Origin of the sequence: Mesorhizobium sp. J428, assembly GCF_024699925.1 — a bacterium.
Lineage (GTDB): Bacteria > Pseudomonadota > Alphaproteobacteria > Rhizobiales > Rhizobiaceae > Mesorhizobium_A.
Genome location: NZ_JAJOMX010000001.1, coordinates 4,875,492 through 4,895,415, shown reverse-complemented (window position 1 = coordinate 4,895,415; position 19,924 = coordinate 4,875,492). Strand labels below are relative to the sequence as shown.

The following is a 19,924-nucleotide window of genomic DNA, read 5'->3' as shown; positions in this document are numbered from 1 at the left end:
AGATGCGGCCCGAAGATCCGTGCGCCGCCGCCGGATGGAAACCCGCGGCTTGCCGCGGGCGGCCAGGTCAGGCGGCCTTGACGGCCTGCCGCTTCTGGTAGGCGACGTATGCCTCGGCGGTCGGGAACTCGGCCTGGATCGTGGCGCTTGCCGCGTATTCCGCCTTCCAGCCCTCGGGCGTGGTCGCCTTCGGCGCGTCGGCGGCGCCGGCCGTGCCATCGGTCGAAGGCCGCGACTGCACGCCTTCGGCCGCCTTGTCGAGCTTGGACAGCAGCGCCGAGACGGTGGCGGCGCCCGCCGCTGGGGCCGCCGCCACGTTGGCCGACACGAAGGCGGTCACGTCGGCAGCAGACATCGTCGGTGCCTTCACTGCGAGATCGATGGCCGCTGCCATGCGGCCCGCATCGCCCCGAATGCCTTCGCCGCCGAGGATGGCTGCGAGACGGGTCCGCTCGGTCAAGGCGCCCTTCTGTTCGGCCGCCGCCACGGCGGACTGATGGTCAGCCTGGGAAATGCCCGCATCGGCGGCGGGCGCGCCCGTGGTCGTGTCCATGGTTTTGCCTTTCATGGAGGTTGTGCGCCCCGATGCGGGTGCGCGGTTTGCGACTTGCTGGAGATCGGCCAGCGCCGATTCGAAGGTGCCGACGCGGTCGGCAAGACCGATCGCGACGGCCGCCTCGCCGATCATCGTCCGCGCTTCGGTTGCGCGGGCGGCGTCGATCGACAGGCGCGCACCGCGACCGGTGGCGACGGTCTTCAGAAACTGCTCGTAGAAGGCGTTGACCTCGCTCTGCAGATCTTCACGGACCGCCGCACCGAGCGGCTCGAACGGATTGCCGTCGACCTTGTGGGCACCGGCGAAGATGAAGGTCGGCTGGATGCCCTCGTTCGCGAGATAGCGCGAGAAGTCGGCGTGAAGCAGCACGACGCCGATCGAGCCGGAAACGCCGGTTTCCGTGGTGACGATCTCGGATGCGCCAGAAGCGATCGCATAGCCGGCGCTGGCGGCCATGCCGTTGACGATGGCAGTAACCGGCTTCACCGCTGCGAGAGAGCGCACCGCCGCCGCAGTCTCAAATGCTCCGATGGCCTCTCCGCCAGGCGTCGACAGATCAAGGATCACTGCACGAACCGTTTCGTCGCGAGCAGCGCTCCGCAATTGGTGCTGGATACCTTCGTAAGAGACGAGCCCCGATGAAGCACCGACCCATGCCCCACGGTTCACCAAGGAGCCAACGATCGAGATGATCGCCACGCCGCTGCTCACCTTATAGGGCTTGAAACGAACCGGCTGGCCACTGGCATCCCGTTCGAATTGATCGCCCTCGAAGCGGCTGGCCTCCGGAGAGTTTACACCGATGCGGCCGGCGACCACCTCCAGGATGATCTGCGCCTTGTCGGGCGTGATCAGCAGCGGCCTGTTGAGAACGCGGTCGGCAATATGGAAAAGCGTGTTGCTCATGGCTCGTCGTTTTCCTTGTCCTCTTCGGGCTCCGCCTTTTCATCGACCTGCGGGGAGCCTTCTGTCGAAGGTGGCGGCGCCGGCACAGCAGCAGGAAACGCGTCGTCGATCGCTGCCTTCTCGCGCTTGCCCTGCTCGATCTTCTGATCGAAGTCGCCACCGGTCCGCTCCGTCATTACCTGCTGACGCGTCTTCAGGTGATTGCGCAGGTCGATCTCGTCGGCCTCCGCCTCGAGCTTCGGATTGAGAGAGAGACGCACCGGTCCGGACCAGGTCGCCTTGCACCAGGCGGCGCGCAGCAGAGGATCTTCGAACCCGGGGCAGTCGAGATATCCGCGCAGCACGGCCTCTTCGATCACCATCTCATAAACGGGCTGCAGCAGCGTGCGCGCGAACCAGGACCGCCGGCGGCGGAACGTGTGCCACGCCATTTCCAGTGCGGCACGGCTGGCCGAATAGGACGCCGTGAAATGCTTGATCAACAGCTCGACTGGCAGCTCCAGCGCAACGCCGATCTGACGGAACATCGCCATCATAAACGGATCGAACTGCGGATTGGGCCGCGCACCGCTCGCGACCGTGATCTTCTCGCCCTCGGCCAGGTCGATGATGGCGCCGGATCCCAGCTCCACCTCGTCCTTCCCGTTGGAACCCTCGCCCGTCGTCGGCAGCGGCGAGGACTCCGCGTCGGGCGACTTTTCGACGAACACCGCGAACATGGCGGCGACGAGCGCGCTGCGCACTTCGGCGTCGGTGAAGTCGCCGAGGCTCTTCAGCATCTCGATCACGGGCGCAAGATACGGCACGCCGCGCGCGAGGTCCGGTCGTGACCGGTCGAACAGGTGCAGCACAACCGGGCTTGAATCCTCGAACCGCATTTGCACCCGCCGCCAGGACATAGACGTGCGGCGAATGTCGCCGGGATGCTGGTCCGCAATGTGGACAGCGACCGGAACGCCGTCCGAATCGTGCTCGATACCGCCGGCCAGCGTCGTCGTGTCCGCCCGCCACATCGGGTTCGTCACGCGATCGGCTTCGATCGCCTGCAGGCGCAGCGCGTAGCGCGTGCCGACGTCACGGTAGCGGCGCAGCACAAAGACATCGCCCGAGTCCAGCACCGCGCCGAACAGCATGTATTGCATGTCCGCGAGGTGCTGCACGCCCGTGAAGTCGGCCGTTTCGCAGAACGTCGCCCACTCGCGCTCGGCCGCTTTGTTGTGCGCTGCCGCCCTCTCCTGGCTGATACCGAGCGCGTCGCGGTCGCAGGTGGCATTGAGGGCCAGTCCGTCGCCGATGACATGCGTCTTGTTGGTCGAGACCGCGCCCGACGCGATCGGAACGTTGCGCACCAGGTCTCGGTTGCGCGAGCGCAGCGTGTCGAGTTCCGGAAGCAGGTCGGCATTGGCCGAGCCATTGCCCGGCCGCCAGTTCTTCGTCGCGCGCCGGTCGCGCTTGCCCCCGGCATAGCCGCCCGCGCCGGAACCGGTGACCATGGACAGCATGGTCCGGTCGCGGATGCGCTCGACCGCCAGGCCGGGTGCGAAATACCCAACCAGCCGATCGAGCAGGTTCGGTGCCGCCGCTCGCACGCGCATCACTCGCTCACCGCGTAGCGGATGCGACCGCGGCCCGAGGCGACGCGGGATAGCTTTTTGACCTCGCTATCCCAGTAGCGGATCTGCGCGTTGATGTCGGCAAGGTCCGCGAAGGACAGAGACCGACCGGCGATCGAGTAGGATTGTTTCTGCGACACCCGTTCCGACGCGGTCAGCCAGAGCGCCAGCTGCGCCTCGGCCTGTGCGAGTGTGATTCCGGCCATCTCAGATTCCCCTTGAACGAACGCGCCGGCCACGAGGACGGCCCACCACGACGGGAGTCGGCGGTGCGGGCGCCGTCTGCGTCGGCGCTGCCACCCGCACGGCAAATGAATTTTCGCCCGGATCGGCGGCCCAGGCAGGCGGGCGCGACCAGTCGATCTTCTCCGCCTTCAGCACGATTGCCAGCGCCTTGGCATAGACCGCGAGGTCGAAGGCCTCGTTGCGCAGCCCTTGCTTGCGCACCTGCCATCCGGTGTCGGTGCGGACCTCTGCGCAGAATTCGGCGAAAACCGTGTCGGTCAGCGCGCGCGGCAGGTGATAGGCGTTCGGCCCCGGCTCCCTGCGGGTCAGCGACAGCGCCACCTCGTCCTTCAGCGGGTCGGTTCCGACAACCACGATGCGCAGGTCGGTCGTGCGCTTCTTGCGTGTGCCCAGCACCTTTTCCGGCTGGCCATAGACGGCGCGCTGGCGATCGAGGCCGCCGTGCCCCTTGGCCAGGAACACCCGGCCACCGAGGCCCTGACGCTGCATTGCCCGCAAAAACTTGTAGGCGTTCTGCGTCACGCCGGCCGCGCCGCCGGAGTCGACGATCAACGCACGCGGCATCAGCGAGATGTCGCTGCCGGAGACCGGCCACGACCTGTCAAGCAGCGGACGCAGCGCCGCCCAGTCCTCGAAATAGCGCGGCGGATCGATCGCGCGGCGAGGCTTGCCATCACTTCCCGCTTCCGCGCCCGGCGCGCCGGCGGGCGGCGTCGAGATGTCGAACCGGTCGACCAGCCAGTGCTCGAGTTCCTGGCCCCACGCCTCCACCGAGACGACGAAGCGATTGCTCTGCACGTCGACCTGCACCGTCACGAAGCGCGTCGCCGCCGGCAGCTCGCCGAGCGCATGGCCCTCCGCCAGCGCCTTCAGGGTTTCGACCGACAGGCCTTCGCCGATCTGGCGCACGGCCGGCAGGTAGGGGCGGCCCTGGTCCAGCGTGACGGTAGACAGCAGCGCCTTCTCGTCGCCGCGCTCGTCGAAGGACGCCTTCGCCTGCAAGTAGCGCAGCACGAGCTGTTCCCAGCTCTGCATCGCCGCCACCGGTCCTTCGCACCAGTAGGATGCGATGTCGGTGTCGCGCACAGCCGGGTCATCGATCGGCACCGCGCTGCCGCCGTCGGCGGTCTCGTGCAGCCATATCCCGCCGGCGTTGAGCTCGTTTTTCCGGTCAGGGCCGATGACACAGCCGGACGGGCAGACCATGCAGACCGTCTTGGCGCTCTCGCTCTCCGTGCCGCGGCTGTCCCATTTCAGCCGTTCGAAGATCGGCGTGAACGCGTCGCCGCAGTGCGGGCAGCACCAGTAGAACTTGCCGCGGGTGCCCAGGTTGTAGTCGGACAGGATGCCTGCGCAGGGCGGCGCCTCGTGATGGGTCGATGGCTCCCAGTCGTCGCGCTCGATCGGCCGGCCTGGCGAACTCTCCTCGACGACGATGCCAAGCGAGCCGGCGTGCTGCACGCGCTTGCGCGCCAGGGTAAAGGGATCGCCCTCGCCGTCGACATCGTCCGTCATGCGGTCGCGATCGGTCAGCAGGACGCTGAAATATTCGTTCTGCGAGAAGTTCCCGATCACCGGCCAGCGGATCTGCAGGTTCATCCCGCCTTCGAACTTCTTCTCGTGGATGTTGTCGGCACCCCGGCCAGTCAGCTGACGCGCCATCAGCTGCGGATTGTGCCGCAGCATCGGTCCCAGTTTCCGTTCCGAGAACTGCTTTGCCGAATCCTGTGTCTGGCACACCACCATCGTGTCGCGCGGCTTGCACTCGATGGCGTGGCCTATCGTGTTGAGGATTAGCGGCTCCGACTTGATCGCCCGCGCCGGTCCGACGAACACGACCGCGCCGAAGCGCCGCGAGGTGACCATCGTCGAGGGCTCGGTCATGTAGGGCGTGAACGCGTTGGACCAGCGCCCCTTCGCGTTCGAGAAGTCGATCAGCCGCGACTGCTCCGCCCATTGCGGCACCGTGATGCGCCGCCGCGGCTGAAGCGTCGGCAGCGCGTCACGAATCACGTCCTCGGCCGAGGCGAAGGGCGGCGGCGGCGTGTCCGGCAGGAACCGGCGCCAGGCCTGGTCAAGCATCGAACAGGTCCCGCTTCACCGGCGCCCGGTTTTCCCGGTTGACGTCCCAGAAGTTGGCGATGCGGCGCGCGAACTCCTCGAGCAGTTCGTCGCAGACGTCCACGAAGGCGTCGACCGCCTTGGGCGGCATCGCCTCGACACGCTCGACGCGGTCGGGCGCGCTCTCCATGGTGTCGCGCACCAGCATCATCAGGCTCTCGGTCAGCTCGCGCACGTCGTCTCGGCGCATCAACTGCCGGCGCTGCGCGGCGAAGCGCTCGTCCTCGATCTGCGCGGCGATGATCTCGCGCCGCTGCTTCGGATCCAGCGCTTCGATCGACTGGCCGCTAGACCCGCCAACCAGCGCCAGACGCATCGCCGCGATGGCTTGGCGCGCGCTCGCTGTGCGGAGGTCCTCGTCGGCCTTGCGCGCCTGGTTCCAGGCATGGCAGTGCGCCAGCCGGAACTCGTAGGGCTTGCCGTTGCCGCCGGCCTGCTGCACCGGCATCCCGGCGTTGATCCAGGCCGTGACCGTGTTCGACGAGACGTCGAGCGCTTCGGCGAGTTCATCGCGATTCAGCACGACGTCGCCGACACCCTCCGGCAGCGGATGGCGCGCGACAAGATCCTCGATCTCGGACTGCGTCAGCTCACCGGTCTGCATTTGCCCATAACAACAACAACAAGGTGATTCCCAACCCGCTCCACACCACTCACGTCAAAACCGACCGCGGCGCGAATTACCCGCGGGCTTTGGGGTCCCCTGGAAGGACCCGGGGGGTTGCAGGCCTAGCTGCGGAAGAGTTTGTCGAGTTCGGCAGCGTAGCGGCGGGGGAACTGCCGATGTGCGGTCGCGATGACCGTTTCTCGCATGCCGAGACGCTTGTCGTAGTCAACGTCGGGCTCGTAAGCGACGAGGAGTTTCAGCTTGCCGTTCTTCAGCCGCTGGAACAGCCCTTCGGCCCGACCTACCCGCCCCGAGAAGACATCGCTTCGTCCAAGCAGCCCGGCGACATAGCCTCGCGGCATGTTGCCGGCCTGATTGCGGGAGCCCTTCACCGGCACGAGGATCGCCCGCCGTTTCGGCCGCCGCTCGCCACCTGTCTCCTGGTAGCGGAGGTATTCGGCCTGGATATCCTTGGCGAACACAGTGGCCTTGAGGCTGCCCTTCGTCGCTGGCCTGATCGCCATCGCAATCTGGGTGAACTTCACCGGTCGATCGAGGCGCGCTGTCATCGACGCATTGCCTGCCGCCTGACAGTCCTTCGCCGTAAACGTCAGCGCCACGGCCTGCGCAAAGTCCAATTCGTTCTGGACATGCATCAGCGCCTTGGTGAACTTGTCGAGGTTCGAGACAACGCGCGCCGTCATCGTCACGGGAGCACCTTTCGATTGTCTGCGGATTCGTTCCATCGCGGCCAAGCTGGCTTGGCTGGCCTGGGGCCGAAGGCATCGGCCTGAAGCTTCGCGCCTACCAGGACATCGAGGGCGGGCACGCCACACTGCGAAAGATGCACATCCTTTCGGTCGAGCGGTTCGTTCTTTCCGAGGCAAGGGACCTCGACACGAGCGGCGACGCCTTCAAAACGCAGTGGCATCCCTCGGCTCGTGCATGATGCCAAGGTAGTCGCGGACCAGCCTACCTAAGCCTGCCTCGGCTCTGTAACCCTACGCCGCCCGTGCGGTTTGATTGTCGTGTGGGGTCGGGATAGAAGGCTCTGGCGTCTCGGGCATGAGGCGCTGAGGTTTTGCGTCCGAAGCCATCCACACGTGCGAAGCCAGCTTATCTGTTTCGCCCTGCCTTTTTGGCTCAAGCTGTATCATCGAGCAATCCCACGGCAGCCTCAACACCACGTCGGCCTTGAGAAGATTGTCCGTAATCCGTTGACATGATTGCTCATTCCAGCGGTAGGTTTTCAGTCTGAGCCATGCATTTTCCTTCTCCGCGCGCCGATTTCTGGCCTGCAGCCACTTCGTCCAGGCGACGTTTCGGGCTCGACAGGTGGCGTAGGCGATAAGGCATTGCCGCTTCCGAGGATCTTCGATCATGTCGATCGGCCAGCGCAGAGCCTCGGTGGCGAGCGAGATCGCAACCGCAGGGACACGCTTGCGCGCGGCGCGTTCGATATCCTCTCGGCGGGCTTCCTTGATTTGCCGCATAGCCTCGCCGCCGTTGGTTGTGAGGTCGACGCGCTCGAACTCGAACGCCCGGCCCTCGCTGTCGAACATGCGGGCGTTCGGCCAGGCCGAAGCCGACGTGGTCGGTGGGCGCTGGGCAGCAGGTAGCCGCTCCACAATCATGTAGGCTTCGATCAGGCGAACCATGACGATATCGGGTGTCCAGGTCATGCGGCTTCTTTCGTGAGCAGGGTGGAGGCGATCAGGAGAGCGAGGGCGCGGGCGCGGGCGGCGATCACCCCGCCGCGGCCATGCGCGAGATGCTGGGCGGCTGCGCGTAGCGCCAAGACGTCGATCGCCGCGAACTCCCTTCGTAGATCGGCGACCTGTGCATCGGGCCGGTGCGCCGTGATGAACAGCGACACCGCGAACAGGACGTCACCGTAGAGCGCAGAGGGATTTGAGGCGATGACGGCGGCGATGACCCTGCCGGTGTGTTGCTCGCCCTGCCGGCGGATCATGCGGCCGACGAGGCGCCCGCCGTAGATGACGTTGCGCGGGCGCGGCTCCGTCGCCTGGCGGGTCGGCAGGCAGCGGATACCGTGCCCCTCCAGGAAACGGTGAATGTTGGGCTTGCGGCGGTTCAACAGGCGGACTCAAATGTTGTAGCCGAGCAACCGGTCGGCGTCGCGCGGCAGCGCATCCTTGGCCAAGGGCCCCGCCGCAGGCTCATAGCCGTTGCGGCTCATCGCGTTCTGTTGCTTGATGCGATCCCACCTCATTGTGCGGCCTCCCTCGCCGCCGCCGGTTGCTTCTTCGATTTCTGGAACCAGATCGTCGCCAGTCCCTTCCAGAAAGGAATGCCATGCGTGGCGGCGGACCTCTTTGCCTCCAGGTTCAGTGTGTCGCCAGTTGTCTCGATCAGGGCCGTGGGGTCTGAGATGCTCGCCTTTTATCGGCGGGAAGCGACCGGCTTTCAGCGCCTGCGGCGCCGACCGCCAGCAATGTGAAGATGATCCGCTGGCGGGGCTTCGCCTTTGCAAATGCGTCGAACTTCGCGGGGGTGACAGGTTTCATGCCCACCGCCAATTGTTCAAATCCTTCGGGACATCCGCTGGCAGGTCGGCACTCGCGGCCGCTGGTGTAGCGAATCGGCCCAGCTCACGATCGTCGCACCTGAGAACGGCGAACAGGCTCACGCCGATCACTTCGGGCAAGACTGTGTATTCGCCGCCGGTACCGTCGAAACGGAATCCATGTGGGAGGGGATCTCCTCGACGCCAATTTGACCATTCAGGGTGAGCGTCGACCAGGCCTCCCTGTAACGGATCGATCGCCTTCATGCTACGCTTCCTTCCGGAAGGGCGTCCAACCAGGCATGCGCATCAACGGCACGGATGAGCGTCCGCCTGCCTGCCTTGCGCACCTTCAGTCGGCGATCCGCGATCTCCTCATAGGCCAAGGTCTTCCCAACGCCGAAGGCGACGCAGAATTCGTCAATCGTGTAGGCGGCCTTTTCGACCGCCCCCTGCTTTCCAACCTCGCTCACAACGCAACTCCTTTCAGCGCTCGAGGCAAACGAAAACGGCCGCGACCAGGGCCCCGCCTTCCGAAGAAAGAGGAGCCTTGGTCGCGGCCGGTGCTCTTGATCACCCTTCCTGTTCGCGCCATGCAAAGCGCTATTTGGGTCGTGGTGACATCCGTCCGATTATCTACAGAACAACCTGTCGGGAGGGGCGCCCGCGCGCTTCACCTAGGGCAGTCATCGGAGAACAAAATAGGGACAAACCGTCCCGACTGTCAACGGCCCGCTACGGCGGGCTGCGGAAAATCGATGACTTTGGCGGCCGTCGACCTCGCAAGATACCTCGCCCACGCGTCCATCAACTTCCGCCGGCGCGCGAGTGCGTCGCTCCGTCGATAAGCGACCTCAGTGTCATCCCCGACTCTGTGCGCTAGCGCCGCCTCCGCCAGCTCGCGGGGGAACGTGGTCGCGTCCCCACACCAATCGCGAAAGGCGCTCCGGAATCCGTGCGGGGTGAGATGGCCGACTTTCATTCGCCGCATGAGCATCGCGAACGCCATCACGGAAAGTGGCCTCTGCGGTCGCTCCCCAGGAAAGACGAAATCGCTGACGCGCGTCTCGAGCAAAGCGGTGACTATTGTCACGGCATGATCTGACAGCGGGACGCGGTGAACCTTCCCCGCCTTCATACGTGCGGCCGGAACCGTCCACACCCTGCCTGCCAGGTCGAACTCGTCAAATCGCGCACCTAGCACCTCTCCTGACCGCGCGGCCGTCAGGATGAGGAACTCTAGGCCACGCGCCGCCATCGCGTCGGCGCGCTGAAGGCGCGCCACAAAGGCTGGCACGTCGGTATAGGCCATTGCAGCGTGATGGCCTCTGGCGAGCTTCTGTCGGGCCGGTAGGGCATTCCGAAGGTGTCCGCGCCAACGCGCAGGATTCTCGCCCGATCGCCATCCTTTTACCTGCGCGAAGTCGAGAACACGCTCGATCCGACCGCGAAGCCGAGCCGCCGTCTCGGCTTTGGATTGCCAGATCGGGTTGAGGACCTCGAGCACGTCTTGCGTGTCGATCGCGGCGACAGCTTTGCTCCGGAGCGCTCGACAATACGTATCCCCCAATGTCATCCGCCACTGGTCGGCATGCTTCTCGTTGCGCCAGCCGGCCACCATCGAAGCGATGAATTGGTCGGCGGCGTCACCGAAGGTCTTGGCGCTCCCCCGATCGCGCTCTGTCAGCGGATCCCTTCCCTCAGCGACTTGCCGCCGACATTGGTCAGCCCTCACGCGAGCGTCGGCTAGCGACACGGTCGGATAGGCGCCAAGGCCCATCTCCCTCCGCTTCCCACCGCGGGGCGTCCACATAAAAAGCCAACTCTTCCCGCCGGTCGGTCCTACGTTGAGATAGAGCCCGCCGCCGTCGCTGTGGCGACCGGATTTCAACGTCCCGCGAACTGCAATTGCCGAAAGCTTCGAGAGAGTGCGAGCCATTGTCCCCACTTCCATCCCCATTTCGAAGTGGGGATGTTAGCGAACGGCGGCGGACGCCGGCAATCGCAAAACGCGTGAAATGCGCGCATACCGTTCATTTTCGGGCGGTCGCGGACGATGGCGGAGAGTAGTGTGAATGACACTCCCTCCGCCATTTCCGACAGAAACGGGCACTGATTGCATTGGGGTTCTAACCTCACCCGTGCCCGTCAATGTTCTCAGCAGCTCGAACCTCGTCCGCGGGCCGCGCCCGTTTTAGCTGCTTGCGACTCGAGTCACGTATTTATGGCAAGGGGCGACCGCGCAGGATCTCGCGGATGCCGTAAGCCCATGGTCATCACTGTTGCAGAACTTGGGCGCAGAGTTGCTACTTTGAGCGGGATTTTCAGGACCTGAACGTCTTGATAACGCTACTCAAACCCCTTCTTCAGGCCTCAAAGCTCCCTACGCACGGTCGCGCGTCCGACGGCAGCTTCCGGCGCCATCTCGGTCGTTCTATGCTCACCATTGGCTCCCCGAAAGCTGCTCGGCCGTTGTGAGACGCTGCTTGGGATCGTCGATCCTCGCGGATGGTCACGTCGAAGACGAAGTTCGACCGCGGGCGGCCCACCGTGCGCCATGGGGTTTATGGCATCCGGACGCAGCCGCAGGGCTTCGCTGCCTTGCTGCCCTTCTTCTCGCACGCGCCCCTGCGTTTGCTCTTGCCACAGCGAACTCTCCAAGCCGTGAGATATATGACTCAGATCTTGACCATCGCCTTGCCGAAATGCCGGCCGGCCAACATGTCGATGAAGGCCTGGGGAGCGTGCTCGATGCCCTCGGTGACATGTTCGCGGTGCGTGAACAGGCCGGCTTGCGACCATTCCAGCGCCTTGTCCACGAACTCCGGAATCCGGTCGAAATAGCGGGAAGCCCGGAAGCCGTCGATCCGCAGCGATTTGTAGACGGCGGGCCAGAGGCTCGGACCGGGCAGGAAGCCGTCGTCGCGGCTGTATTCCGAGACCAGACCGCAGACGATCACGCGCCCGTCCGGATTCATGCGGTCGTAGACGGCGCGCAGGATGTCGCCGCCCACATTCTCGAAGTCGACATCTACCCCGTCGGGACATGCGGCATCGAGCTGTTCCAGGAAATCCGCCGCCTTGTAGTCGACGCATGCATCGAAACCATAGGCATCGACGACGGCGCTACATTTCGCGGCTCCGCCGGCTATGCCGACCGCGCGGGCGCCCAGGATCTTTGCGATCTGGCCAACCGCGGCCCCGGTCGCGCCGGCCGCGGCCGAAACCACCACTGTCTCGCCTGGCCTGGGGCGACCCAGTTCGACCAGGCCGACATAGGCGGTGAAGGACGATAGACCGAGCAGGCTCAGCCACCGCGGCAGCGCCGCGCGTTCCGGATCGATGCGCCGCGCCTCCGAACCCTGCACGGTGGCATGGCTCTGCCAGCCGAACATGCCGAACACATGGTCGCCGGGCCGGTGCAGCGGACTGCGCGATTCCAGCACGATACCCAAGGCCGGGGACGGGATCGTGGCGTTGAGCGGAACGGCCCCGGCATAGGCCGAGACCTCGTTCATGCGAGGCCGCAGTGCCGGATCGAGCGAAAGATAGGTCGTCTCCACAAGGATCTCGCCCTCGCCCGGAATGGCGACAGGGGCCGTGGCGATCTCGAAATCCTCAAGCTTCGGCTGACCTCGAGGCCTCGCGGCAAGCCTGACCTGCGTCGCAGGTTGCACGACCGCGGGAGTCATCGGTCAGTCTTTCTCGGCCACAAGGCGGGACCGCGCCTCGGCGGCCAGATCGGCGCGGCGCACTTTTAGCGACGGCGTGCGCGGGAAAGCCTCGAACAGCAGCAGGAACTCCGGCCACTGATAGCGTGGCAGGCCGGCTCTCTGCAGATGCGCGCGGATTTCCTCGAGATCGAGCGCATGGCCGGGCTTCAGCCGCGCGCAGGCGCAGACCCGCTCGCCCAGCCGGTCGTCCGGGACGCCGATGACCGAGAGCTCCGCGATCGCCGGATGCGTGCCCAGCGCCAGTTCGATCTCCGCCGGCTGGATCATGATGCCGCCGCGCCGGATCATCTCGGACGCGCGGGCGACGAAGGTCAGGAAGCCGCCCTCGTCGAGCCGGCCGCGGTCGCCGGTCGCGAACCAGCCCTCCGGATCGATCGCGCGCGCCGTGAGATCGGGTCGCGCCTGATATCGCCGCAGGCGGTTGGGGCCCCGCAGGAAGACGTTGCCGACCTCGCCCGGCGCTACCGGCCGGCCATGTTCGTCGAGCACTCTCATCTCGGTTCCCGGCAGCGTGCGGCCGTCCGAGCCGAACAGGCCGGAGTCGGCGTCGCCGGGTGCGCATGTGCAATGTCCCATCGATTCCGACATGCCGTACATCGGCAGCGGCACGCCGCAGAACAGGCCTGCCGCCTTGCGCCGTTGCTCTGCCGTCGCGCCCGCCAGTATCGCGCGGCCGAGCGAGCTGAGATCGAAGCTGTCGAGGTCGTCCCGGATCAGCACGTCGTAGCAGTGTGTCGGCATCAGCAGCGTGTAGGTGATGCGTTCGCGCTCGATGACGGAGAGGCAGGTTTCGACATCCCATTTGCGCATGAGCACTGTGGAAGCCCCGGCGAGGAAAGCGAGCATCGCGCCCAACACGGTGCCGCCGACGAAGCCGAACTCCAGGGCGACGAGCACCCGGTCCGAAGGGCCGACCTTGTGGAACCTCGCCAATGCCTCGGCCGCGAAGCGCAGCGAATTGCCGCTGTGGACGACGCCCTTGGGCGCCCCGGTGGAGCCCGAGGAGTAGAGGACGATGGCGTCCGCGTCGGGCGACGGCGGATTTGCGGCCAGGGGCGCAGCGGCGAGACAGGTGGTCCACGGCCGAACTTTGGCATGATCGCCCGCGCTATCGGCGTCCACGACGAAGGCCGCCTTCACCGTTGGCGAATTGGCGAGCACATGCGTGATCGTCGGGCCGGTGTTGTCCTCAAGCAGGATCAGTGCCTCGGCCGCGGCGCTGTCGGCCACGGCGCAGATCTGCGCCGGCGAGAACATCGGCGGCAGCGGGATCGAGACGAAACCCTGGGAATAGCAGGCCAGCAGCGAGGCAAAGGCGTCGATCGAATTGCGTGATTGGACGATGACGGCGGCACCCGGTCGGACGCCTTCCGCAGCGAGGCCTCCGGCGATGCGCTGCGCACGCGCCAGGAGTTCGGGCAACGTCAGGACATGATCGCCTTCCCGTACCGTGGCGGCCCGGCCCGACCCCTGCGCGGCGGAGACAAAGCTCGCCCACAATGGTTCGGAACGCCATGAGCCCTCCGCGTACCAGTCGGGCTCGCCTGAGAGTGCGGTCGTGTCGGCCTGCGTGGTCATCGCTGCGTCTCTCGCTACAATATCTCGAACAGACCGGCAGCCCCCATTCCGCCGCCGATGCACATGGTGACGACGCCGTAGCGCGCCCCGCGGCGCTTGCCTTCGATCAGCACATGACCCGCCATCCGGGCGCCGCTCATGCCGTATGGATGGCCGATCGAGATCGCGCCGCCGTCGACATTGAGCAGTTCGTCGGGAATGCCAAGCCGGTCGCGACAGTAGAGGACCTGTACCGCAAACGCCTCGTTCAGCTCCCAGATGCCGATGTCGTCGATCGTCAGGCCATGCCGTTCGAGCAGGCGCGGCACGGCGAAGACCGGCCCGATGCCCATCTCGTCCGGCTCGCAGCCGGCGACTGCCAGACCGCGGAAGACGCCGAGCGGCTCGAGGCCGCGGCGCTCCGCCTCCGCCTCGCTCATCAGCACGCAGGCGCTGGCGCCGTCCGACAGCTGGCTGGCATTGCCCGCCGTGATGGTGCCGTCCTGGCGCACCGTCTTGAGCCCGGCAAGGCTCTCGGCCGTGGTGTCCGGACGGTTGCCTTCATCCTTCGACAGAACGGTCTCGCGCTGGCTCACGGCTCCTGTCGCCTTGTCGGCAACCGACATCGTCGCCTGCATCGGGACAATCTCGGCGTCGAAACGGCCAGCCGCCTGCGCATCGGCCGTGCGCTTTTGGCTGGCGAGGCTGTAGGCATCCTGGCGTTCGCGCGAGATCCCGTAGCGCGCCGCGACGGTCTCGGCGGTATCGATCATCTGCATGTAGAGCGCGGGCTTGTCGCGCAGGATGTCCTCATCATTCCAGCGGAACAGATTGTAATGCTCGTTCTGCACCAGGCTGATCGATTCCACGCCGCCGGCGACCGCGATGGGAACGCCGTCGAGCGCAATGGCGCGCGCGGCGTTTGCGATCGCCTGCAGCCCCGACCCGCACTGGCGGTCTACCGTCGTGCCGGCCACCTGGACCGGCCATCCCGCCCGGATCAACGCCTGCCGGGCGACGTTGAAGCCGCTGGTGCCCCTGCTGCTGCGCACAGCCGAGGACGACGTCCTCCACCTCGTCTGGCGCTACTCCCGCGCGTTGGATTGCATGGCCGATCGCATGCGCCGCAAGCGAGGGCGCTGAGGTGGCGTTGAAGGCGCCGCGATAGGCGCGGCCGATAGGAGTGCGGGCGGTGGATACGATGACGGCGGCCGGCATGATTCAATTCCCTTAGTTGCGCCCGTCGAGACGGGTCTGTTCCCAGGCCATGTCCGCCGCCTGCGCGGCGAGCTTGCCGACCTCGAGCGCATTGGCGTTCGAGGCGGTCCCCTGAAGCGCCCTGCTGTAGACGCCCTGCAGGATGGCTGCCGTGCGGAACAGCGAGAAGGCCAGATAGTAGTGCCAATGGTCGATGCCCTTGCGCCCGGCCGCGGCACAATAGGTGGCGACATAGTCGGCTTCGCTCGGGATGCCCGTCGCCATATAGTCCAGGTCGCGCAGGCCGCCGACGCCCGGGAAATCCGGATCGACGCGGTACGCGGCAGGCAATTGTAGGCCAGGTCGGGCAGCGGATGGCCGATGGTCGCCAGTTCCCAGTCAAGCACCGCCAGCACCTTGGGCTCGGTTGGATGCAGGATCATGTTCTCCAGCCGGAAGTCGCCATGCGCGATCGCCGCCTCGTCGCCTTCGGGGATGTTGCGGGCGAGCCAAGGCATTACCTTGTCCATCGAGGCGATCTCGTGGGTCCGCGTCACCTCGTACTGCTTGGTCCAGCGCGCGACCTGGCGGGAGACGTAACCGGTCGGTTTGCCGAAGCCCTCGAGGCCGACGGCCCGCCAGTCGACCGTGTGCAGTCTGGCCAGGGTCTCGGCCTGGACGTCGTAGACGGCGCGGCGTTGGCCCGGCGACAGACCGGGCAGCGTCAGGTCGCGGATCACCCGGCCTTCGATGCCTTCCATCACATAGAAGGGTGTGCCTATGACGGACGCGTCCTCGCACAGGACGATCATGCGCGGTACGGGAACGTCCGTTCCGGCCAGCGCCTTCATCACCTGGTACTCGCGCTCGACCTGGTGCGCCGACGGCAGCAGCACGCCTGGCGGCTTCTTGCGCAGCACCCAGACGCGGTCATCCGACTGGATCAGAAACGTCGGATTGGACTGGCCGCCGCGAAACTGTGTGACGCGCGCTTCGCCCTGGTGTCCGGGAATGTGCGGCGCCAGGTAGTCGAGCAGGCGTGCGACCTCGAACTCATGGCCGCTGCGGATTGGAGTCGTTTCGTCGGCGAGACTCATCTTGCGTACCGCCCGTTCACCACGGCTTTGCCGGGAGGTCGCGCCCGAGTTCCATTTTGGCGATCGCGGCGAGATGCACCTCGTCCGGCCCGTCGGTCAGCCGGACCGCGCGGGCAAACGCCCACGCATCAGCGAGGCCGAAATCCTCGCTGACGCCGGCGGCGCCATGCACCTGTATCGCGCGGTCGAGCACGCGGAAGGCCATGTTCGGCGCCGCGACCTTGATCTGGGCGATCTCGCTGCGGGCGGCCTTATTGCCGACCTTGTCCATCATGTTCGCCGCATGCAGCGTGAGCAGGCGCGCCTGGTCGATCTCGATGCGCGACAGGCCGATCGCCTCGCGCACCATTCCCTGGTCCGCCAGCGGCTTGCCGAAGGCGACGCGCTGGCGCGCGCGCGCGATCATTGAGTCGAGTCCTCGCTCGGCCACGCCGATCATCCGCATGCAGTGGTGGATGCGGCCGGGGCCGAGACGACCCTGCGCGATCTCGAAGCCCCGTCCCTCGCCGAGCAGCATGTTCCCGACAGGCACCCGCACGTCCTTGTACTCGATCTCGAAATGGCCGCAGGGAATGTGCTCGTATCCGAACACCTTCAGCGAGCGGACCAGGCGCACGCCCGGAGTGTCCTTCGGCACCAGGATCATGGAATGCTGCTGGTGGCGCGCGGCGTCCGGGTTGGACTTGCACATCACGATGAGGATCTTGGTGCGGTTGTCTCCGGCGCCGGACGTCCACCACTTGCGCCCGTTGAGCACGTAGTGATCGCCGTCGCGGACGCAGGAAAGGCTGATGTTCGTGGCGTCGGAAGACGCGACGGCGGGCTCGGTCATCGAGAAGGCGGAACGGATCTCGCCGTCCAGCAGCGGCTTGAGCCAGAGCTCCTTGTGCTCGTCCGTGCCGTAGCGCTCCAGCACTTCCATGTTGCCGGTGTCCGGCGCCGAGCAGTTGAAGACCTCCGGGCCGATGTAGGAGCGCCCCATGATCTCGCACAGCGGCGCATATTCCAGGTTGGTCAGGCCGGCGCCGTCGTGGCTCTCCGGCAGGAACAGGTTCCACAACCCTTCTGCTTTCGCGCGCAGCTTGAGCTCGTCCATGATGGCGGGACTGTCCCAGCGGTCCGCGAGCTCCGCCTGCTGCGCCTTGTAGACGCTCTCGGCCGGATAGACGTGCTCTTCCATGAACGCCTTGACGCGCCTTTGCAGGTCTAGGGACCGTTCGGAGAACTCGAACATCGACTGGGCCTCCCCCTAATCGCAACCAATGATCAGGGAGATTCCTACGCAATAAAAAGGCAACCGTCTAGTCGGTTGTTTATAATTTATGTCAGATGGCCGTCAGTCCGCCGTCGCTGACGAGCTCGCTGCCGGTGACGAAACCGGACAGCGAAGACAGAAGGAAGACCGCCGCGCCCGCCACTTCTGACGTCAGCGCCAGCCGGCGCATGGGGTTGCGCGCCGCCGCGACGCTCTCCGCCGTCAAGGCCGGGTTTCTGATGCCTGCCACGATCGTATCGGCCATGTTGCCGGCCATCAGGCTGGGGTGAAGCGAGTTGCACCGGATAACCGGGTCGAAGCGGGCTCCGTGCAAGGCGACCGATTTGGACAGGATCCTGACGGCACCCTTCGACGCCGTGTAGGCGACGTGGTCGGCACTTCCGACCAGCCCGCCTGTCGAGCTGACATTGACGATCGACGCGGCGGCGCTCCTGCGCAACAGCGGCCATGTCAGCTTGCAGCCGAGAAACAGGCCGTCGACATTGACCGCCATCACATTGCGGAACGCGGCAAGGTCCGTCGTCTCGACATTGCCGACATGAATGATGCCGGCATTGTTGACGAGTCCGTCGAGCCGGCCGTGCCGCCTGTCGATCTCAGCGCATACCTCGCTCCAGCTGGCTTCGGACGTGACGTCGTGCGCGGCGTCGATCGAGCCGTCCGGTTTGAGATCGGTTGCGAACGGCGTCCCACCCTGTTCCCGCACCGCCGCCACGATCGCGCTGCCCAGGGCGCCCGAGGCGCCCGTCACAAGCCGATCTTGTCCTTGAGCAGCATGCTAGCGCTGCACCGCGATGCCGCGCGCGAAGATCTCGAAGCACTGCCTCGCCACGAGTTCCGGATCGGGATCCCGCGACGGCCGATACCACTGGTAAGCCCAGTTGCAGATGCCGAAGAAGCACAGGGCGGTCAGCCGCACATCGCCGCGAACGAGCACACCGGCGTCCATCCCATCGGACAGGACCTTCATCACCAGCGCGGTGTAATCCTGCCTTTCCTTGCGGATCCTGGCCTGCTGTTCCTCGCTCATTTCGCGCTGATGCTCGAAGAACGAGCGCACCGTGCCCGGGGAGTCCCGCATCTGGGTGAATATGTCCTCGTAGACGCCCCGCAGGATCGCCAGGCAGTCCTGCCCCTCGCGCACGCGTTCGGCCATGTTCTCGCGCATGCGCACGATCATGGACTCCTGCATGTTGAACAGGATCTCGTCCTTGCCCGTGACATAGTGGTAGAGTGTCGGCTTCTTCAGGCCGGCCGCTTCCGCGATCATCTCCATGTTGACGCCGTGATAGCCGACCTGGTCGAAAAGATGCGCTGCTTCGCGCACGATGTCGCTCCGCCTCTGGCGGGTGAGTTCGATGTCGACCTTGGGCCCACGTTTTCGCGGCGCCGGCTTTTCGGTCATCATCGTCCCGTCCCGATCTTGGCTTGAATCGTTCACCGACACTGCCTTCCCTTCGTTTCGTCCCGACAGATAACAGGGAAATTATAAACCGTCCAGAAAGTCGAATTAATCCGGTCGTGTCTCCGCACGTATCACTACCGTGCTGTGCACTTGACAACGAGTCTCTTTGTCGGCATTCATGGACCGACTAGTCAGTCGATCATATCAATCCGCCTCATTCGGCCCTCGAAGCAGGCGCCAAGGAACGCACAGGAGAGGAAAATGAACCAGGTTGTTACCGAGGATGTCGTCCAGTATGAGGTGAAAGGTCCTGTCGCCACGATCTGGATCAACCGCCCGCATGTGAAGAATTGCGTGAGCCCACGCGTGCTCGACCTGCTGGGCGAGTTCGGCCGTCGGGCCGAAGCGGACAAGAGCGTCAGGGTCGTCGTCTTCCGCGGACGCGGCAACACCTTCTGCGCTGGTGCCGACCTGGGCCAGCTGGTCGGCCCCGCCCTGCACACCACGGTCGACTCGCTCGATCTGGCGCAGCAGTCGGCCCGCACTTACAATCACTTCTTCAACATGAAGAAGCCGACCATCGCCGCGGTCGAGGGCTACGCCGTCGCCGGCGGATTCGAACTCATGATCTCTTGCGATTTCGCACTTGCAACCACCACGGCGCGCATCGGCGATTTCCATATTCGCCGTGCGCTGTTCGGCGGCGCCGGCCCGATCTACCGCCTGCCGCGCTATATCGGCCTGCGCAAGTCCAAGGAGCTGATGCTGACCGGCAAGCTGCTCAGTGGAACCGAGGCGATGGAATGGGGCTTGGTCAACGATGTTTCGGAACCGGATCAGTTCGACGCGCTGATCGAGAAGTTCTGCGAACCGCTGATCGACAAGAGCCCGTTCTGCATGTGGATGACCAAGGAAGCGATCAACCGCGGCCTCGACGCCGACACGGAATCCCTGATCACGCTCGAGACCATGACCTGCAACGTCGTCCACCAGTCGGCCGACGCCAAGGAAGGCGTGAGCGCGTTCCTGGAGAAGCGCCAGCCGACTTGGGTCGGCAGGTAGAACCCTTCCTCCCGTAGGCC

The 19,924-nt window shown here is 65.5% G+C and carries 19 protein-coding genes and 1 pseudogene; 1 reads left to right on the top strand and 19 read right to left on the bottom strand.

The genetic code is table 11. The annotated features are described in order from the left end of the window. Positions 1-67: 67 nt before the first annotated feature. The 19 genes and pseudogenes from LRS09_RS24630 to LRS09_RS24540 all read right to left on the bottom strand — a co-directional run bounded on the left by LRS09_RS24630 (position 68) and on the right by LRS09_RS24540 (position 18,845). On the bottom strand, positions 68-1,462 hold the full coding sequence (locus LRS09_RS24630; RefSeq protein WP_257809660.1) for a S49 family peptidase: 1,395 nt from the start codon (positions 1,460-1,462) through the stop codon (positions 68-70). Next, positions 1,459-3,057, bottom strand: coding sequence for a phage portal protein (locus tag LRS09_RS24625; RefSeq protein WP_257809658.1), 1,599 nt, complete (start codon positions 3,055-3,057; stop codon positions 1,459-1,461). Before LRS09_RS24625 ends, LRS09_RS24630 begins: the two co-directional genes overlap by 4 nt. Next, positions 3,057-3,281, bottom strand: a complete 225-nt coding sequence (locus LRS09_RS24620) for a hypothetical protein (RefSeq protein ID WP_257809657.1) — start codon at positions 3,279-3,281, stop codon at positions 3,057-3,059. Before LRS09_RS24620 ends, LRS09_RS24625 begins: the two co-directional genes overlap by 1 nt. Position 3,282: 1 nt before the next feature. Beyond that, positions 3,283-5,403: a phage terminase large subunit family protein gene (locus LRS09_RS24615; RefSeq protein WP_257809656.1), complete on the bottom strand. Its 2,121-nt coding sequence runs from the start codon at positions 5,401-5,403 to the stop codon at positions 3,283-3,285. Beyond that, positions 5,396-6,046 (bottom strand): terminase small subunit, encoded by a 651-nt coding sequence (locus tag LRS09_RS24610; protein WP_257809655.1) that lies wholly within the window; start codon positions 6,044-6,046, stop codon positions 5,396-5,398. Before LRS09_RS24610 ends, LRS09_RS24615 begins: the two co-directional genes overlap by 8 nt. 125 nt (positions 6,047-6,171) lie before the next feature. Then, positions 6,172-6,753, bottom strand: a complete 582-nt coding sequence (locus LRS09_RS24605) for a hypothetical protein (RefSeq protein ID WP_257809654.1) — start codon at positions 6,751-6,753, stop codon at positions 6,172-6,174. Positions 6,754-7,050: 297 nt separating this feature from the next. Further along, positions 7,051-7,731: a hypothetical protein gene (locus LRS09_RS24600; protein ID WP_257809653.1), complete on the bottom strand. Its 681-nt coding sequence runs from the start codon at positions 7,729-7,731 to the stop codon at positions 7,051-7,053. Beyond that, the gene (locus tag LRS09_RS24595) at positions 7,728-8,147 is read right to left on the bottom strand and encodes a hypothetical protein (protein ID WP_257809652.1); all 420 of its coding nucleotides are present in this window, start codon (positions 8,145-8,147) and stop codon (positions 7,728-7,730) included. Before LRS09_RS24595 ends, LRS09_RS24600 begins: the two co-directional genes overlap by 4 nt. Before the next feature lie 9 nt (positions 8,148-8,156). Further along, entirely contained in the window at positions 8,157-8,282 is a 126-nt protein-coding gene (locus tag LRS09_RS24590; RefSeq protein ID WP_257809651.1) for a hypothetical protein, read from the bottom strand. A 291-nt stretch (positions 8,283-8,573) separates the two neighbouring features. Next, positions 8,574-8,843, bottom strand: a complete 270-nt coding sequence (locus LRS09_RS24585; RefSeq protein WP_257809650.1) for a hypothetical protein — start codon at positions 8,841-8,843, stop codon at positions 8,574-8,576. Continuing rightward, positions 8,840-9,049 (bottom strand): helix-turn-helix domain-containing protein, encoded by a 210-nt coding sequence (locus LRS09_RS24580; protein ID WP_257809649.1) that lies wholly within the window; start codon positions 9,047-9,049, stop codon positions 8,840-8,842. Before LRS09_RS24580 ends, LRS09_RS24585 begins: the two co-directional genes overlap by 4 nt. 251 nt (positions 9,050-9,300) lie before the next feature. Next, positions 9,301-10,515 (bottom strand): site-specific integrase, encoded by a 1,215-nt coding sequence (locus tag LRS09_RS24575; RefSeq protein WP_257809648.1) that lies wholly within the window; start codon positions 10,513-10,515, stop codon positions 9,301-9,303. A 739-nt stretch (positions 10,516-11,254) separates the two neighbouring features. Continuing rightward, positions 11,255-12,268, bottom strand: coding sequence for an NADP-dependent oxidoreductase (locus LRS09_RS24570; protein WP_257809647.1), 1,014 nt, complete (start codon positions 12,266-12,268; stop codon positions 11,255-11,257). Positions 12,269-12,271: 3 nt separating this feature from the next. Further along, complete coding sequence (locus LRS09_RS24565; RefSeq protein WP_257809646.1) at positions 12,272-13,888, bottom strand: class I adenylate-forming enzyme family protein; 1,617 nt, start codon at positions 13,886-13,888, stop codon at positions 12,272-12,274. Between the two features lie 14 nt (positions 13,889-13,902). Further along, positions 13,903-15,046, bottom strand: a pseudogene (locus tag LRS09_RS24560) (acetyl-CoA C-acyltransferase). After that, positions 14,953-16,161, bottom strand: coding sequence for a phosphotransferase family protein (locus LRS09_RS24555; RefSeq protein ID WP_257809645.1), 1,209 nt, complete (start codon positions 16,159-16,161; stop codon positions 14,953-14,955). Before LRS09_RS24555 ends, LRS09_RS24560 begins: the two are co-directional and overlap by 94 nt. 16 nt (positions 16,162-16,177) lie before the next feature. Next, positions 16,178-17,395: an acyl-CoA dehydrogenase family protein gene (locus LRS09_RS24550; protein ID WP_257809644.1), complete on the bottom strand. Its 1,218-nt coding sequence runs from the start codon at positions 17,393-17,395 to the stop codon at positions 16,178-16,180. A gap of 91 nt (positions 17,396-17,486) precedes the next feature. Next, positions 17,487-18,188: an SDR family oxidoreductase gene (locus LRS09_RS24545; protein WP_257809643.1), complete on the bottom strand. Its 702-nt coding sequence runs from the start codon at positions 18,186-18,188 to the stop codon at positions 17,487-17,489. A gap of 27 nt (positions 18,189-18,215) precedes the next feature. Beyond that, positions 18,216-18,845 carry a TetR/AcrR family transcriptional regulator gene (locus LRS09_RS24540; RefSeq protein ID WP_257809641.1) on the bottom strand — a complete coding sequence of 210 codons (630 nt, stop codon included), beginning with the start codon at positions 18,843-18,845 and terminating at the stop codon, positions 18,216-18,218. A gap of 258 nt (positions 18,846-19,103) precedes the next feature. Here LRS09_RS24540 and LRS09_RS24535 point away from each other — a divergent pair, with 258 nt between their 5' ends. Continuing rightward, complete coding sequence (locus LRS09_RS24535) at positions 19,104-19,904, top strand: enoyl-CoA hydratase/isomerase family protein (protein WP_257809639.1); 801 nt, start codon at positions 19,104-19,106, stop codon at positions 19,902-19,904. Positions 19,905-19,924 lie beyond the last annotated feature (20 nt).

Bases quoted from the DNA above. Each gene is read 5' to 3' on its own strand.
- LRS09_RS24630 (WP_257809660.1), bottom strand. From the start codon at position 1,462: ATGAGCAACACGCTTTTCCATATTGCCGACCGCGTTCTCAACAGGCCG.
- LRS09_RS24625 (WP_257809658.1), bottom strand. From the start codon at position 3,057: ATGCGCGTGCGAGCGGCGGCACCGAACCTGCTCGATCGGCTGGTTGGG.
- LRS09_RS24620 (WP_257809657.1), bottom strand. From the start codon at position 3,281: ATGGCCGGAATCACACTCGCACAGGCCGAGGCGCAGCTGGCGCTCTGG.
- LRS09_RS24615 (WP_257809656.1), bottom strand. From the start codon at position 5,403: ATGCTTGACCAGGCCTGGCGCCGGTTCCTGCCGGACACGCCGCCGCCG.
- LRS09_RS24610 (WP_257809655.1), bottom strand. From the start codon at position 6,046: ATGCAGACCGGTGAGCTGACGCAGTCCGAGATCGAGGATCTTGTCGCG.
- LRS09_RS24605 (WP_257809654.1), bottom strand. From the start codon at position 6,753: ATGACGGCGCGCGTTGTCTCGAACCTCGACAAGTTCACCAAGGCGCTG.
- LRS09_RS24600 (WP_257809653.1), bottom strand. From the start codon at position 7,731: ATGACCTGGACACCCGATATCGTCATGGTTCGCCTGATCGAAGCCTAC.
- LRS09_RS24590 (WP_257809651.1), bottom strand. From the start codon at position 8,282: ATGAGGTGGGATCGCATCAAGCAACAGAACGCGATGAGCCGCAACGGC.
- LRS09_RS24585 (WP_257809650.1), bottom strand. From the start codon at position 8,843: ATGAAGGCGATCGATCCGTTACAGGGAGGCCTGGTCGACGCTCACCCT.
- LRS09_RS24575 (WP_257809648.1), bottom strand. From the start codon at position 10,515: ATGGCTCGCACTCTCTCGAAGCTTTCGGCAATTGCAGTTCGCGGGACG.
- LRS09_RS24570 (WP_257809647.1), bottom strand. From the start codon at position 12,268: ATGACTCCCGCGGTCGTGCAACCTGCGACGCAGGTCAGGCTTGCCGCG.
- LRS09_RS24565 (WP_257809646.1), bottom strand. From the start codon at position 13,888: ATGACCACGCAGGCCGACACGACCGCACTCTCAGGCGAGCCCGACTGG.
- LRS09_RS24555 (WP_257809645.1), bottom strand. From the start codon at position 16,161: ATGAGTCTCGCCGACGAAACGACTCCAATCCGCAGCGGCCATGAGTTC.
- LRS09_RS24550 (WP_257809644.1), bottom strand. From the start codon at position 17,395: ATGTTCGAGTTCTCCGAACGGTCCCTAGACCTGCAAAGGCGCGTCAAG.
- LRS09_RS24540 (WP_257809641.1), bottom strand. From the start codon at position 18,845: ATGATGACCGAAAAGCCGGCGCCGCGAAAACGTGGGCCCAAGGTCGAC.
- LRS09_RS24535 (WP_257809639.1), top strand. From the start codon at position 19,104: ATGAACCAGGTTGTTACCGAGGATGTCGTCCAGTATGAGGTGAAAGGT.